This window comes from Stenotrophomonas sp. PUT21 (genome assembly GCF_052232875.1).
Classification (GTDB): Bacteria; Pseudomonadota; Gammaproteobacteria; order Xanthomonadales; family Xanthomonadaceae; genus Stenotrophomonas; species Stenotrophomonas maltophilia_N.
Genome location: NZ_CP197645.1, coordinates 1,076,751 through 1,092,087, shown reverse-complemented (window position 1 = coordinate 1,092,087; position 15,337 = coordinate 1,076,751). Strand labels below are relative to the sequence as shown.

General features: G+C 65.6%; 15 protein-coding genes. 5 read left to right on the top strand and 10 right to left on the bottom strand.

The window, feature by feature from the left end; translation table 11 throughout:
* Positions 1-130: 130 nt before the first annotated feature.
* From ppnN to grxD, 4 genes are all read right to left on the bottom strand, one after another.
* Positions 131-1,519, bottom strand: coding sequence for a nucleotide 5'-monophosphate nucleosidase PpnN (ppnN, locus tag ACTT2I_RS05070; RefSeq protein ID WP_088433096.1), 1,389 nt, complete (start codon positions 1,517-1,519; stop codon positions 131-133).
* A 261-nt stretch (positions 1,520-1,780) separates the two neighbouring features.
* Entirely contained in the window at positions 1,781-5,044 is a 3,264-nt protein-coding gene (locus tag ACTT2I_RS05065) for a TonB-dependent receptor (protein ID WP_253247663.1), read from the bottom strand.
* Positions 5,045-5,479: 435 nt separating this feature from the next.
* The gene (locus ACTT2I_RS05060; protein WP_088433013.1) at positions 5,480-6,220 is read right to left on the bottom strand and encodes an SDR family NAD(P)-dependent oxidoreductase; all 741 of its coding nucleotides are present in this window, start codon (positions 6,218-6,220) and stop codon (positions 5,480-5,482) included.
* Positions 6,217-6,537 carry a Grx4 family monothiol glutaredoxin gene (grxD, locus tag ACTT2I_RS05055; protein ID WP_019186185.1) on the bottom strand — a complete coding sequence of 107 codons (321 nt, stop codon included), beginning with the start codon at positions 6,535-6,537 and terminating at the stop codon, positions 6,217-6,219. Before grxD ends, ACTT2I_RS05060 begins: the two co-directional genes overlap by 4 nt.
* Before the next feature lie 162 nt (positions 6,538-6,699).
* Between grxD and ACTT2I_RS05050 the strand changes: the two genes are divergently transcribed.
* On the top strand, positions 6,700-7,281 hold the full coding sequence (locus tag ACTT2I_RS05050; protein ID WP_121041666.1) for a superoxide dismutase: 582 nt from the start codon (positions 6,700-6,702) through the stop codon (positions 7,279-7,281).
* A 69-nt stretch (positions 7,282-7,350) separates the two neighbouring features.
* On the opposite strand, the gene ACTT2I_RS05045 is transcribed toward ACTT2I_RS05050, so the two are convergent.
* The gene (locus tag ACTT2I_RS05045; protein ID WP_088433015.1) at positions 7,351-8,499 is read right to left on the bottom strand and encodes a 5-(carboxyamino)imidazole ribonucleotide synthase; all 1,149 of its coding nucleotides are present in this window, start codon (positions 8,497-8,499) and stop codon (positions 7,351-7,353) included.
* On the bottom strand, positions 8,496-8,999 hold the full coding sequence (gene purE, locus ACTT2I_RS05040) for a 5-(carboxyamino)imidazole ribonucleotide mutase (RefSeq protein ID WP_019186188.1): 504 nt from the start codon (positions 8,997-8,999) through the stop codon (positions 8,496-8,498). Before purE ends, ACTT2I_RS05045 begins: the two co-directional genes overlap by 4 nt.
* A 59-nt stretch (positions 9,000-9,058) precedes the next feature.
* Between purE and ACTT2I_RS05035 the strand changes: the two genes are divergently transcribed.
* The 4 genes from ACTT2I_RS05035 (at position 9,059) to ACTT2I_RS05020 (ending at position 11,827) form a co-directional block, all read left to right on the top strand.
* Positions 9,059-9,328 (top strand): Trm112 family protein, encoded by a 270-nt coding sequence (locus ACTT2I_RS05035; RefSeq protein ID WP_019186189.1) that lies wholly within the window; start codon positions 9,059-9,061, stop codon positions 9,326-9,328.
* The gene (nadC, locus tag ACTT2I_RS05030) at positions 9,325-10,185 is read left to right on the top strand and encodes a carboxylating nicotinate-nucleotide diphosphorylase (RefSeq protein ID WP_088433016.1); all 861 of its coding nucleotides are present in this window, start codon (positions 9,325-9,327) and stop codon (positions 10,183-10,185) included. Before ACTT2I_RS05035 ends, nadC begins: the two co-directional genes overlap by 4 nt.
* A gap of 67 nt (positions 10,186-10,252) precedes the next feature.
* Positions 10,253-11,386, top strand: a complete 1,134-nt coding sequence (locus ACTT2I_RS05025; protein WP_443096795.1) for a DUF2272 domain-containing protein — start codon at positions 10,253-10,255, stop codon at positions 11,384-11,386.
* An 84-nt stretch (positions 11,387-11,470) separates the two neighbouring features.
* A complete protein-coding gene (locus ACTT2I_RS05020; protein WP_019186192.1) occupies positions 11,471-11,827 on the top strand; it encodes a DUF3301 domain-containing protein in 357 nt (118 codons plus the stop codon).
* A 121-nt stretch (positions 11,828-11,948) separates the two neighbouring features.
* Here the strand turns inward: ACTT2I_RS05020 and ACTT2I_RS05015 are convergent, their stop codons facing one another.
* The 4 genes from ACTT2I_RS05015 to ACTT2I_RS05000 all read right to left on the bottom strand — a co-directional run bounded on the left by ACTT2I_RS05015 (position 11,949) and on the right by ACTT2I_RS05000 (position 15,337).
* Positions 11,949-12,392, bottom strand: a complete 444-nt coding sequence (locus ACTT2I_RS05015; RefSeq protein ID WP_088433018.1) for a ClpXP protease specificity-enhancing factor — start codon at positions 12,390-12,392, stop codon at positions 11,949-11,951.
* 150 nt (positions 12,393-12,542) lie between these two features.
* Complete coding sequence (locus ACTT2I_RS05010; protein ID WP_088433019.1) at positions 12,543-13,178, bottom strand: glutathione S-transferase N-terminal domain-containing protein; 636 nt, start codon at positions 13,176-13,178, stop codon at positions 12,543-12,545.
* Between the two features lie 160 nt (positions 13,179-13,338).
* Positions 13,339-14,040, bottom strand: a complete 702-nt coding sequence (locus ACTT2I_RS05005) for a cytochrome c1 (protein ID WP_421099756.1) — start codon at positions 14,038-14,040, stop codon at positions 13,339-13,341.
* 37 nt (positions 14,041-14,077) lie between these two features.
* A complete protein-coding gene (locus tag ACTT2I_RS05000; protein ID WP_293984618.1) occupies positions 14,078-15,337 on the bottom strand; it encodes a cytochrome b in 1,260 nt (419 codons plus the stop codon).

Sequence of the window (15,337 nt, the reverse complement as noted above, 5' to 3'; positions counted from 1 at the left end):
TGAACGTCCCGCCGCCGATCAGCAAGCGGCGGCAGGACGAACGGTCGCCCGGAGGCGACAGGCGTCAATCACTTGACGCAGATCCAGACCCGCGGCGAGCCCCCTGCCCGCCGCGGGCCCGGTCAGGGCCTCAGGCCATGACCTTGTAGCAGGGCTGGTACTCGCCCGAGATCTTCATGCGGCGCTGCTCGACGAAGGCGCGCAGCAGCTCGTCCAGGGCCTGCATCATGTCCGCATCGCCATGGATCTCGAACGGACCGAACTGCTCGATGCGGCGCATGCCGTCTTCCTTCACGTTGCCGGCCACGATGCCGGAGAACGCGCGACGCAGGTCCGCGGCCAGCGCATGCGGCGGGCGGCCGTGGTGCAGGTCCAGCGCGGCCATCGCCTCGTGGGTCGGCACGAACGGCTGCTGGTATTCCCACGGAATTTCGATCGACCAGTTGAAGAAGAATGAATCCTTCTGCGCCAGGCGGTGCTCACGCACGCGCTTGATGCCCTGGGCCATCTTGCGGGCCACGTTGACCGGGTCGCCGATGATGATCTCGTAGCGGCTGGCGGCCTCTTCACCCAGGGTGAGGCGGATGAAGCGGTCGATCTGCTCGAAGTACGGCGCGGCCACGGTCGGGCCGGTCAGGATCAGCGGGAACGGCAGATCCTTGTTCTCCTCGCGCAGCAGGATGCCCAGCAGGTACAGGATCTCCTCGGCGGTGCCGACGCCGCCGGCGAACACGATGATGCCGTGGCCGATGCGCACGAACGCTTCGAGACGCTTCTCGATGTCCGGCATGATCACCAGATGGTTCACGATCGGGTTCGGCGACTCCGCGGCGATGATGCCCGGCTCGGTCAGGCCGATGTAGCGCGTGGTGGTCTTGCGCTGCTTGGCGTGGGCGATGGTGGCGCCCTTCATCGGGCCCTTCATCGCACCCGGGCCGCAGCCGGTGCAGATGTCCAGCCCGCGCAGGCCCAGCTCGTAGCCGACCTGCTTGGTGTACAGATACTCATCGCGACCGATCGAGTGACCGCCCCAGCAGACGACCAGGTTCGGGTCACCCGGGTTGAGGATGCGCGCGTTGCGCAGCAGCCCGAACACCGCGTTGGTGATGCCCTCGGAGGACTCCAGTTCGGCCGCATAGGCCGGGCCCATCTCGATGGCCATGTAGGCCAGGTCGCGGACCACCGCGAACAGCAGCTCGGCCACGCCGCGGATGATCTCGCCATCCACGAACGCCATCGCCGGCGCATTGACCAGGTCGATGCGCACGCCGCGGTCCTGCTGGGCCACCTGGATATCGAAATCGGGATACAGATCGCGCGCCGCACGGGGATCGTCGGAGGCGCTGCCGCTGGTCAGCACGGCCAACGCGCAGCGGCGCAGCAACTCGTGCATACCGCCACCGGAGGCATCGCGCAGGCGCGCCACTTCAGCGCGCGACAGCACATCCAGCCCACCGCGCGGGTAGATCCGCGCGTCCTGCACCGGCAGCGTCCGCGCCGGTTTTTCGTTGATCGTCATGTCCATCTTTTTCGCTTTCCTCAAGGTTACCGACTGTACCGCTGCCCCCTTAAAAAGCAAAACGGCCGGGAAACCCGACCGTTTGGACATCAATTCGAGGAGCCTGACATCTGCCCCATACCGCCCCTGCACGCGAAGGTGCCAAGCCCGCGAAGCCTACACGCCCCGACCCCAAGGCACAAGGGCTTGTCTGGTCCGCGCAAAAAGAAACGGCTGGGGATGCCCCCAGCCGTCTCCGTCACCTTCACATCAGTACAGCAATCAGAAGGTGTAACGCAGGGTCAGCAGCAGAGACCAGCGCTGCGACGGGCTCAGGCTTTCATTGACCGCGAGCGCCTTCGGCGAGTAAACGCCACCAGCGTTGTAGTTGGTGCCCGAGATGTCGTAGATGTACTTGCCATCGGCACTGACACCCGAGACGTCGGCCAAGCGACGGATCAACGGGAAGTCAGCGCGGTGTTCGATACCCCAGTTCTTGTCGATCATGTTCAACACGTTGAACATGTCGAGGCGGATCTCACCCTTGTGACCCTTCATGAAACCAGGGATTTCCTGGCTGAAGGAAAGATCGATCTGATTCACCCAGCCAGCGCGGCTGGCGTTGCGATTGGCCACCGAGCCAGCTGCACGACTCAGGTCGGTGCTGTTGCCAAGATAGTCCCAGAACGAATCTGCCATCGCAGCGGAGGCGGCATTTGCCCAGACCACATCGCCCGGACCACTCGGGACGTAGGCAAGCGAACGACCCGAGATGCCGAGACCCTGGGCATCGTTGCCGAACACCCAGCTGTACGGCGCGCCGGTATGACCGTCATAGAAGGCAGACACGCGGGTCGCATAATCGCCGAAGAACTTACGCTCCCAGCTCAGCGACGCGATGATGCGGTTCGGAATCGAGTAGTTCGACGTCGACAGCACGTCCTCACCCGGGTTGTACCACGCGTTGTTCTGATAGCTGCTGTACGCAACGCTCGAGGTGCCCGGATTGACTTCCTTGGCGCGGCTGTACGTGTAAGCCAGCATGCCCGACCATGAACCATTGAACGGCTTCTTCAACGAAACGGTGAAGTTGTCCGAGCTGCCCTTGTCGGTATTTGCCAGTTCAATGACATTGCCGAAGGACGGGTTCTTGTTCCAGTTGGGCGTATTGGCGCTGGCCGGAGCACCAGCCGGGTTGCGGGCGTAGGTGAAGCGGCCGTCCGGCAGCGTGCCGGTCGGAGCACCGGTGTTCAGATCGCGGTAGATGATGCCCTTGTCGACTTCAAGATGCTGGTATTCGGCAGTGAACACCAGGTCCGACCAAGGAAGCTGATGGTCCAGGCCCAACGTGTACTTCCACACGGCCGGGAGCTTGAAGTCCGGATCGACCACATTCACCGTCATGTTGGAGGTACCCAGTCCAGGCGGGGTGATCACGCCACCCGGCACGTTCTGGTTGGCGCCGTCGCCGCTGAACAGCGGATCGCTGGGCAGGCGCAGACGGTTGATGTCGTAGCTGGTCACAGCAACGCCGTTGTTCGAATACGGGTTGCCGATCCACACGGCCGGCGTGTTGGAAACGAACAGACCCGCGCCACCACGCAACTGAGTCGGACGCTCGCTGTCAAACTCGTAATTGAACGACACGCGCGGCTGCACCACGCTGTTTCCATCAATGGTGCCCGTGTTGGCATAGCCGAAGCCGCCAGTTGCCGCACCCGGGTTGGCCGGATTGTTACGCAGACCGCACGAACCCAGATTGCCCAAGGTGCCCGGATCGGCGGCGAAACACTCGTTCAGGGTCGGCAGCGGGTTGACCTTCGGCATGTCATAACGCAGGCCGTACTGGACGGACAGGCGATCGGTCGCCTGCCAGGTGTCCTGCAGGAACAGACCGTACTGCTTCAGCTTGAACTCGGCTGCAACGTTGCTCAAGCCATAACCAGCTGCGGGCTGGGCGAGGCGATACCGACGATAGGTGCCGTTCTCGAAATCGGCAATCGAGTTGAACTCGTACGTGCCGTTGTAGCGCTGCAGGAACAGGTTGTACACCTCATCCTGCTGGTAGTCGAAACCAGCCTTGATCACGTGATCGCCCAGGAACCAGCTACCGGCGAAGTAGGCCGTCAGCGACTTGGTACCCAGCACGTTTGCCTGGCTGGAATATTCCGTGCCGAGAACGACGCTCGGACCGGTGTCACGGCCGCTGGTGCGGACGGTGATTTCCGGCTGGTAACCACCGGCCAGCGGCACACGGCTCTGGTCGAACTTGCTGTAGCCCACGGACGCTTCGGTCGAGAAGGTGTCGCTCCAGTCATCATAGAAACTCAGCGCGTAGCTGGTGTTTTCCTTGGCGACGTTGTACCAGTTGCTCGACAGCTTCAGCTGATCGGTCGAGCTGGCGGTGACGATCGGCTCGTCTTCCTCGGTACGACTGAAGCGAAGGCTGGCACGGTGGAAATCGTTGATGTTCCAGTCGATCTTGGCCAGGTAGCGCTTGCTCTCGATATCCGCATTTGCCGAAGAGGTATCACCGGCGACGACGCCAAAGCGATCAGCGGCAGCCGTGATGCGGTTCAGGTCCGCAGTGGTGACACCGGAAACGGTGCTGGCAGCGCCGGAATCGGCAGTGCCCCATAGCGAGCCCGGGCTCTCCTTGATGCTTTCTTCATAGGAGGCGAAGAAGAACAGCTTGTCCTTCAGGATCGGGCCGCCAACCGTCGCACCCTTGGTGGTGTCCTTGGTGAAACCGGTCCACTTCGCGCCGTTCTGGCTCTTGCCGACCATGTCATCCGGATCCTGGTAGACGTAGTACGCCGAACCATGGAACTCGTTGGTGCCGCTCTTGGTGACTGCATTGACCCAAGCGCCGACGCCGCGGCGGGTAGCCACGTCAAAGTTGGCCGTCGAGATGTTGTAGCTTTCAATCGCGTCCTGCGAAATCGGCGTACCCTTCGTCGGCAGGCCGTTGTCATTCAAACCAAAGGGGTCACCGGCGTTGATCGTGTCGATCGTGATGCTGTTGTAACGATTGTTCTGGCCCATTGCCGAGAACGCACCGCGGTCGCGATCGGTGACGACCACGCGCGGATCCATACGCACAACGTTCTGGATCGAGCGATCCGGGGTCGGCGTGCGGTCCAGATCCTGACGGCTCAGATTGGTGGCAACGCCCTTGTTGTCCGAGGTAAAGGCTTCCGGCATGCGCGAGGCAACGACACTGACCGAATCAAGCGTTGCCACGTCACCAGTCAAGGCGGCACTGACGTTGGTGACCTTGTCCAGGTTCAGATACACGCCCTCTTCGGTGCGGGTGCCCTCCCCGGACTTGGTGATGGTGATCGTGTACGGACCACCCACGCGCAGGCCGCGCGCGTTGTAACGACCCGACGCATCGGTGGTCGCACGGCTGACCGTGCCCGACTCGGTGTGCGTGATGGTGACTTCGGCACCAGCGACAGGCGCGCCTGCAGCGCCCGTAACCTGACCGCCGACACCGGCAGAGGTGCTCTGGGCGAAGGCGGGGGCGGCGGCAAGTGCAGCCATGAGACCAAGCGTCAGCTTGGACATCCGGAGACAACGGGAGTGGGTCATTGGGGAGTAGCCTCGATGCGAGATTGGCGATGGCGGAGAAAAAAACGCGCCCAAGCAGCCTTGCTGGCGGCTGACTGGACTTTTATCTGGGTTCCCTAGCCGCGAGCTGGTTTCAGCCGCAACGGTTAACACTAGATTAACACGATAGCCTTGGATTGTGACGGTTTGGAGACAAAACACACGCCATCACAACGGGATCGTGACGCTATCTTCACATCTGTTTATGACCGGCTGAATGCACGCCATTGGGGCCTTCGGCGGTATCGAGACGGTTTTTCCGCGGGTTGGCTGGGGGAGCGGCCAGCGGCGGCACTACCCCGGCATTGTTCGGCTCGCCGGCCAGTGGCCGGCACTTCCCATAGCGAGGCGTTGACGCCTTAGGCGCCCTCAGGCGTCGAGAATCTGGCCGCGATACGCGGCGCCCCCGGCAGACAGCAGCAGGACCGCCGCGGCGGCGCAGTCGGCCGGGTCACGGGCGGTGCGGTCTTCATCCAAGGAAAAAGCACGGGCGCGCAGCGCCGTACGCATCGGGCCCGGCTGCAGGCCACTGACCCGGACCGGGCTGCGGCCCAGTTCATCATGCAGGGAAGCGATCAGGCCGCGCAGGCCGTGCTGGGCGGCGCCGTAGCCGCCCCAGTAGGCCTGCCCTACCCGCGCGGGATCATCCACGGTGAACACCAGTGCGGCATCTTCGCTCTGGCGCAGCAGCGGCAGGCAGGCCTGGGCCAGCCAGGCCGGCGCGGTCAGGTTCACGTGGATGGCGCGGGCGAAGGCAGCCGGGTCGGCCAGCTCGAACGGGGTCAGCCCGGCGAAATCGGCCGCGCAGTAGAGCACCCCGTCCAGATGGCCGAGTTCGGATTGCAGACGCTCGGCCAGCGTGGCGTAGTCGTCCGGGGTGGCACCTTCCAGATCCAGCGGATACAGCAGCGGCTCGGGGCCAGCTGCTTCGACGGCGGCATAGACGCGATCCAGGCGGCGGGGTTTGCGCCCCAGCAGGACCACGGTTGCCCCGGCCTGCGCGCAGGCGACGGCCGCGGCGCTGCCGAAGCCTCCCCCGGCGCCGGCGATAAGAATGACGCGATCGGCGAGCGATCCGGTCCCGACCACCACGGACGGGACCGCACTCACGGCTGGGAGGCCTCTTCGACGATGCGCTTGAGCTCGCCGGATTCGAACAGCTCCAGCACGATGTCGCAGCCGCCGATCAGCTCGCCGTGGATGAACAGCTGCGGGAAGGTCGGCAAGTTGGAGAAACGCGGCAGGTTGGCGCGGATCTCGGGTTCTTCCAGCACGTTGACCGTGCGCAGCGCGATCGCGCCGGCGGCCATCAACGCCTGGATGGCACGGCTGGAAAAGCCGCACATGGGATATTGCGGAGTGCCCTTCATGAACAACACGAGGGGGTAACGTTCGACTTCGGACTGGATCTGCTGCATCACCGCCACAACGACTCTCCCTCCAATGGGACAACCCGGCCTCACCGGTCGGATAGACTTCCCTGACCGCCATTGTATGCCCTACCTTCGCGTGGTGGGCACCCTGCCATCGGCCACACTGATGACGATCCGCCATGGATCGGCGCTCTTCCCTCCCAATCTGCCGTGCCCATGCCTCTAGAACTGCCTCGCCTTCCTTATGACCGCGCCGCTCTGCAACCCCACCTGTCGGCGGAGACCCTCGACCTGCACCACGGGCGGCACTTCCGGGCTTATCTGGAGGCAGTGAACGCCCGTATCGAAGGCACGGAGCTGGCCGAGCTGCCGCTGGAGGAGATCGTCCGCCAGACCCAGGGCAGCCTGTTCGATGCGGCCGCCCAGGCTTGGAACCACCAGTTCTATTTCCAATGCCTGCACCCGCGCGCCGGTGGCGATCCGCAGGGTCGGCTGGGCGAACTGGTGACCCGTCACTTTGGCGATGCCAAGCGCCTGCGCGAGGCCTTCGACCGCGCCGCGCTGAGTCTGTTCGGCTCGGGCTGGGTGTGGCTGGTGCAGCACCCCAATGGCGCACTGGCGATCCAGGTCACGCGCAATGCGGGCACGCCGCTGACCGGCGAGAGCACTCCGCTGCTGGCCTGCGATGTGTGGGAACACGCGTATTACACCGACTACCAGAATGAGCGCGCGCGCTATCTGGAGGCGTTCTGGAAGCTGGTGAACTGGGACTTCGTCACCGCGCAATTGCGCGATTGAGGTCGCGCCCCTGGGCAGGGAGTGCCGGCCACTGCCCGGCACTACCGCGAGCTCAATCGCGCCGAAGGATCAGCCGCGCAGGCTCTGGATCACCGGCGCAACCTGTTCGCCGCGATCAAGCTGCCCACCCACGCGTTCCAATGCGCCGGCCAGCGCCGCCGCATCGTCATCACGCAATGTGGCATGGCCAACCTTGCGGCCGTCCCGCGCCTGCTTGCCGTAGTCGTGCCAATGGCCACCGGCCTGGCCGAGCACGGCGTTGGCATCGGGCATCTGGCCGATCCAGTTGAGCATGCAGGCATGACCCAGCATGCGCGTATCGCCCAGCGGCAGGCCGAGCACGGCGCGCAGGTGGTTGTCGAACTGCGAGGTTTCGCTGCCTTCGATGGTCCAGTGGCCGGAGTTGTGCACGCGCGGCGCCATCTCGTTGGCCAGCAGCTCATCACCACGGCAGAACAGTTCCAGTGCGAACACGCCGACGTAGTCCAGGCGCTCGGCCAGGGTACGGGCATAGCCGATGGCCGCTTCGTGCTGGGCCGCCGACAGCTGCGCCGGGGCCAGACTGGCCGAGAGCACGCCATCTACGTGCCAGTTGCCGGTGATCGGCCACGCGCGGAACTCGCCATCCTGCCCGCGCACAGCCACCACGCTGACCTCGCGATCAAAGGCGACGAAACCTTCCAGAATCAGGCCGGTCTTTTCGACCTGGCTGCCGAGGATGTCCCAGGCCGCGTCGATGTCGGCGGCGCTGCGGATCCGGAACTGGCCCTTGCCGTCATACCCCAGCCGGCGGGTCTTGACGATGCAGGGCATGCCGAACTCGGCGACCTTGGCCGCCAGTTCGTCGCGGCTGCGGATATCGGCGAAGGCCGGCAGTGGGATGCCCAGCGACTGGAACAGGGTCTTCTCGCTGAGCCGATCCTGGGCCACGGCCAGCGCATCCGGATTAGGATGCACGGGCACGCGCTCGGCCAGGAACTTGGCGCTGCGCGCCGGCACGTTCTCGAAATCGAAAGTCACCACGTCCACGCGGGCGGCGAACGCAGCCAGAGCGGCCTCATCGTCGAACGCGGCCACCTGCAGCGGTGCCACCTGGGCACCACAGGCATCGGCGGCCGGGTCGAACAGCTCGAAGCGCAGCCCCATCGGCGCACCGGCCAGGACCATCATGCGGGCGAGCTGACCGCCGCCCAGAATGCCAACGGTCCTGGTGGTCATTGACGCGGATCGTCGTGGGCCATGACGTCTTCGGTCTGGCGGGCGCGGAAGGCCTCCAGCGCCTCACCGATCGCCGGCTGGTCCGAGGCCAGCATGGCGGCCGCGAACAAGGCCGCGTTGGAGGCGCCGGCATTGCCGATGGCGAAGGTGGCGACCGGGATACCGGCCGGCATCTGCACGATCGAGAGCAGCGAATCCATGCCGTTCAGGGCCTTGGACTGCACCGGCACGCCCAGCACCGGCACAGCGGTCTTGGCGGCGATCATGCCCGGCAGGTGCGCGGCCCCGCCGGCACCGGCGATGATCGCGCGCAGGCCACGCTGGCCCGCCTGCTCGGCGTAGGTGAACAGCACGTCCGGCGTGCGGTGCGCCGAGACCACTTTCACTTCATAGGGAACGCCCAGCGAATCCAGCTTCTGGGCGGCGTGCTGCATGGTTTCCCAATCCGAGCGGGATCCCATGACGATGCCGACGAGCGGCGCGGTTTGGTTGAGGGTCATTGGCCGTCACCTGCCTTAAAGACGTATTCTAGCCGTCTTCCACGCAAGACGAAGAATCCATGGATCGCAAGCTGCTCGACCTCCTGTGCTCGCCCGATACGCGCCAGCCCCTGTCCCTGCTCGATGCCACCGGCCTGGACGCGCTCAACCGCGCGATCGGCAGCGGTGCCGTGCTCAAGGCCGATGGCAGCCCGCAGGCGCAGACGCTGCGCGAGGCCCTGCTGACCCGTGACCGCAAGCAGGTGTTCCGCGTGGACGATGGCATCCCGGTGCTGCTGGCCGAAGAGGCCATCGCCACCGCCCAGATCGCCGATTTCCCGGAAAAATGAGCCACCTCCCCGTGCCGGCCCCCGAGGCCGCCCTGGTGGCCGCCGATGTGGCCCGTGCACTGGCCGAGGATATCGGCAGCGGTGACGTCACCGCCGCGCTGCTCCCGGACCGCCCCGACAGCGCCTACCTGCTGTGCAAGCAGGACGCGGTTATCGCCGGCCGCCCCTGGTTCGACGCGACCCACCGGGCGCTCGATCCGGAGGTCCGGATTGAGTGGCGCGTGGCCGAGGGCGACCGCGTCACCGCTGGCACCGTGCTGGCCCTGCTGCACGGCCGCAACCGCAGCCTGGTGAGCGCCGAGCGCACCTCGCTGAACTTCCTGCAGACGTTGTCCGGTACGGCGACCACCACCGCGCAGTACGTCGCGGCGGTTGCCGGCACCGGCGCGCGGATCCTGGACACCCGCAAGACCCTGCCCGGCCTGCGCGTCGCGCAGAAATACGCGGTGCGCTGCGGCGGCGGCGACAACCATCGCCTGGGCCTGTTCGACACGGTGATGCTCAAGGAAAACCACATCCGTGCGGCCGGGTCGCTGACCGCGGCGGTGCTGGCGGCGCGTGCGCAATGGCCGGCGTTGCCGCTGGTGGTCGAGGTCGAGGACCTGGACCAGCTGCGCGAGGCGCTGGCGGTGGGCTGCACCCGCATCCTGATCGATGACTTCGATACCGCCACGCGGCGCGAAGCGGTGCGCATTGCGGCCGGGCAGATTCCGCTGGAAGTATCCGGCAGTGTCGGCCTGGACGGGCTGCGCGCGATCGCCGAAGACGGCGTGGACTGCATTTCCATCGGCGGGCTGACCAAGCATGTGCAGGCGATCGACCTGTCATTGAAACTGGGCCCGCCCCCACAGGGCTGATGCCGCTTTCACGGTATGGGCAGATGCGGTCTGCGAGGCTGCGTCTGCCCCCACCTGGAATGCACGCATGCGCTGCCTGCCGCTTCTCGCCTGCCTGTCTCCCCTGCTCGCGCTGCTGCCGCTGCAGGCCTCTGCAGCCGAGGTCTGCGATGTGCCCCCGCGCTTCGGGCTGAGCCCGCTGGCCGTGGCCATCGTGCAGACCGCCTGCAACGAACACCGCCTCTGGTACCGGCCCTTCATCGATCGCGATGGCCGGGCCGCCAGCCTCAGCGTGACCGAAGCCGAGGACGTCCACCTGGCCGACAACGGTCTGGTGGCCTGGCAGCGCGTGGTCGGCTACTGGCGGCAGAGCGGCACGTTGTCGCCAATGGGCAGCCAGCCCGGCGCATCGAGCTGCATGGCCCCGCCAGGCACCCGCTACACCGACAGCGACTGCCGGGCCTTCCTGGTGGACAACCCGTGGTCGGCGGCCTTCATCTCCTGGGTGATGACCCGCGCCAGCGTGCCGGGCTTCACCCGCTCGCCCCGACACATCGACTACATCCGCGCCGCCTACCAGAACAGCGGACCGTACCGGATGACCGACCCGGCGCAGGAGAAACCCGCCCCCGGCGACCTGCTGTGCTACCTGCGCGACCGGCGCGAGACGCTGAGCTACAGCGGACTGGTGCAGTCGCTGGGCAGCGGCGCGGTCTCGCACTGGAAATCGCACTGCGAAGTGGTGATCGCGGCCAACATGGGCGGCGATCGGACGCTGTATCTGATCGGCGGCAATGTCATGAACACGGTGGCGTTGCGCAAACTGTCGCTGGACCGCAGCGGCCGCATCGAGCTGCCGCCAGCGAAGGCCACTGCAGGCGATGGCGTGGATCTGGGCTGCACGCCGGGCCGCGAAGAGGAATGCAGCTTCAATCGCCAGGATTGGGCCGCACTGCTGAAACTGGTGGCCACCGCACCGGCGGCGGTGCCGATGGGAACGCCGGACCCGGCGCCCCTGCCCGCTCCGGGTGCGACGGCACCGCCGATGGCCGCCCCGGCGTCCCAGGCACCGATCCGCGCGCCCACGGTGGTGCCGCCCCGTCCGCCAATCCCGAATGCGAACCCGATGCCCGCGCCGCCGGCGAGCCCGAGCCCGACTCGGACACCGACACCGACAACGACAACGCTCCCCGTCCCGCCGCCGCCACCGCGCACGTCCTGATCGTGATCGCGCGGATGGCTTGATCCGCGCCGCATTCGTCGCCATCTTGGAGGGACCGACCTCCCTGACCGCGCCGAGTCACCGATGCCCAGTTTGATCCTGTTGATGATTGCCGGCGCGTTTGCCTACGCCTTCTGGAATTCCTCGCGCGCCGCCGCCGAACGTGCCGGCGTACTTGGCCGCAATGCCTGCCGCGCTGCCGATGTGCAGTGGCTGGACCAGAGCGTGCACGCCACTGGCCTGCGCGTGTGCCGCAAGGACAACGGCTGGCTGGGCTGGGAGCGCACCTTCAAGTTTGAGTATTCGCACGATGGCGTCGACCGCCACAGCGGGCGCATGGTGCTGCGCGGTGATCAGCTGATCACGTTCGTGGGGCCGTCGGCCGCGAGGATCAGCGAGATCCGGCGCGATATCGATACGCGCGATGCCGAGGACGTCTGAGCCGGGTAGCGCCGAGCGTTGGTCGGCCGTGGGTCGGTTGTCGTGAATTCCGCAGAGAGCGGACGACCAAAGGTCGGCTCTACCAATGAAAATGGCCGCCTTGCGGCGGCCATCGTGTGTCTTATTTGACCACCCGCAGATGTGGGCGACCGCTGGGCTTGGGCGGTGCGTCGTCCGGCGGGGTCGGTGAATCGTCCGGCGGCAGTTCGTCGTCCGGCCCCGGCTCGTGGCCCGGGATGTCATCCGGCAGCGCCATCCCCTGCCCGGTCTCGCGGGCATAGACGGCCAGCACGGCCGAGATCGGCACCTGCACCGGGTAACTGGTCCCGGAGAAGCGGGCCGAGAAGCTGACGCTGTCGTTGTCGATATGCAGGCGCACCACGGCGCGCTCGGCGATGTTCAGGACGACGCGGCCGTCCTTGACCGCGCTCTGCGGCACCTGCACGCCAGGCATGCCGGCGTCGACCAGGATGTGCGGCGTCAGGTCGTTGTCATTGATCCATTCCACCAAGGCCCGCAACAGGTACGGACGGTGGCTGGTCATGCGAAAAGTGTCTTCAGTCATGTGGTAGAGCCGAGCCGTGCTCGGCTGCTCTTGATCCGGATTGCCTGATGCAAGTGTACGCGCCCGCCTACCCGCAGGTCAGCCATGGCGCGTACCGGCACCGCGATTTCGTTCAGTACACCGGTGCCGCACGCGGCACGCCCCCGCCGATCAGACCGGCAGGTCGCGCAGTTTCTTTTCCTGTTCGGTCAGGCTGCGGATGAAACCCGGGTGCCGGAAAATGCGGTTGCCGTAGTCTTCGATCGATTTGCCATCCTTCGGCAACGGCACGTCGAGTGCCTGCAGCCGCCAGATGATCGGCGCCATCGCGCAGTCGGCCAGGCTCATTTCCGGGTTGAGGAAGAACTTGCTGGCCTTGAACAGCGGCACCGCGCTGGTCAGCAGTTCCTTGAGGCGCTTGCGCCCGGCCTCGGCCTGGGTCTTGTTGCCCAGCTGGATGGCCTGCACCTGCGGCACCCAGTCGTGTTCGATGCGCAGCATCGCCAGGCGGATGCGGGCCCGCGAGAGCGGATCGACCGGCATCAGCGGCGGGTGCGGATAGCGCTCGTCCAGGTATTCGCTGACCACCGACGCCGCGTACAGCACCAGCTCGCGCTCCACCAGGGTGGGCACGGAGTGATACGGATTGAGATCGATGAGATCTTCGGGCGGGTTCTGCGGGTCGACCGGCACGGAGTCATAAGTGACGCCCTTGGCCGCCAGTACCAGCCGTACGCGATGGCACAGCACATCGTCGTTCGAGGAAAACAGCGTCAGGGTATTCCGCATGCGTACGCTCGCCGCCATCAAAGGCTCTCCAACGTCCGGTAACCGCCGGTCGTATCGGCGCCGCCAGCCCATTGCCGACGGTCGTCACAGTACCCGAGTGTGCAACCGCACATCACAAAAGCCAATAGGTCGATCGTCCCACGCGGGGAACGATCGACACAGGAAGGCGCCGGACGGCTCAGTGGACGTCCTTCCAGTATTCCTTCTTGAGCAGATAGGCCAGGAAGGTCAGCAGGGCCAGGAACAGGATCACCCACACGCCCAGCTTTTGGCGCTTCAGGGCGGCCGGCTCGCCGGCGTACTCCAGGAAGTTGGTGATGTCGCGCACCGCCTGGTCGTACTGGCCAGCATCGATGTTGCCGGGCTGTTCGATCTTCAGGCCAACCACCGGCGGGTCTTCGCCGGTGTTCTCCGGCTTGCCGTGCACGGCATGCTGCAGCCCCTGCATTTCCCACAGCGGGTTGGGCATGGAGGCATTCGGGAACACGGTGTTGTTCCAGCCCAGCGGCCGCGTGGGATCCAGGTAGAACGACTTGAGGTAGGTGTAGACCCAGTCGCTGCCCCGCACCCGCGAGATCAAGCTCAGGTCCGGCGGCATCTTGCCGAACCATTTTTCGGCCTGCGCCTTGGGCATCGTCACCGGGATCGGCTCGCCGACCGGGGTGCCGGTGAAGTTGAGGTTGTTCATGACCTCTTCTTCGCTCAGCCCGAGATCGGCGGCCATGCGCGAGTAACGCAGGTATTTCAGCGCGTGGCAGCCGGAACAGTAGTTCATGTAGAGCTGCGCGCCACGCTGCAGCGAAGCACGATCGCTCAGATCGTTGCCGGCCTGCAGGGTCTTGGCGCCCTCGGCGGCGTCGGCCACCGCGACACCGAGCATCAGGGCCGCCGCGCAGGCCAGCCGGACAATCCAGTGGTCAGTCATGCGTGGTCACCCGGTCCGGTACCGGCTTGGTCCTGTCCAGCTTGGTCCATAGCGGCATGGTGATGAAGAAGGCGAAATACAGGAAGGTCAGCACGCGCCCGATGTAGGTCTCGTGCGCATCCGTGCCCGGGCCGGAGCCGATCACGCCCAGCCACACGAAGCACACCGCGAACATGCCCAGCAGACCGCGCGAGAGCAGGCCGCGGTAACGGTAGGATTTCACCCGCGCGCGATCCAGCCACGGCACCAGGAACAGGATGGCGATCGCCGAGAACATCACGATCACACCGCCGAGCTTGTTGGGCACCACGCGCAACATTGCGTAGTACGGGGTGTAGTACCAGACCGGCTTGATGTGCTCGGGCGTCACCAGGCGGTTGGCCTCGGTGAAGTTGTCATGCTCCAGGAACAGGCCGCCGAAGGCCGGCGCGAAGAAGATGATGAAGGCGGCGATGATCAGCAGGAAACCGGCGCCGACCGCATCCTTGAGCGTGTAGTACGGGTGGAACGGAATACCGTCGCTAGGCGCCGTGGCCGACCAGCGGTTGCCCTTCGGCCCCTTCTTGATCTCCACGCCATCGGGGTTGTTGGAACCCACCTCGTGCAGCGCGCCCAGGTGCAGCACCACCAGCAGCAACAGCACCAGCGGCAGTGCGATCACGTGCAGCGCGAAGAAGCGGTTGAGGGTGGCGTCGCTGGGCAGGTAATCGCCCATGATCCATTCGGTCAGGCCGGTACCGATCACCGGGATCGCGCCGAACAGCGAGATGATCACCTTGGCGCCCCAGAACGACATCTGGCCCCACGGCAGCACGTAGCCCATGAAGGCTTCGGCCATCAGCACCAGGTAGATCAGCATGCCGAGGATCCAGACCAGCTCGCGCGGCTTCTGGTAACTGCCATAGAGCAGGCCGCGGAACATGTGCAGGTAGACCACGATGAAGAACAGCGAGGCACCGGTGGAGTGCATGTAGCGGATCAGCCAGCCCCACTCCACGTCCCGCATGATGTATTCGATGGAGGCGAACGCTTCGGCCGCGTTCGTCTTGTAGTGCATCGTCAGGAAGATGCCGGTGACGATCTGGTTGACCAGGATCAGCAGCGCCAGCGAGCCGAAGTAGTACCAGATGTTGAAGTTCTTCGGCGCGTAGTACTCGGTGACGTGCTTGCGGTAGACCGGCATCAGCCCGGGCGCGCGTGCGTTGACCCAGTCGGCGACGCCGGTGGCGGTGCGGGAAAGGATATTGGCCAT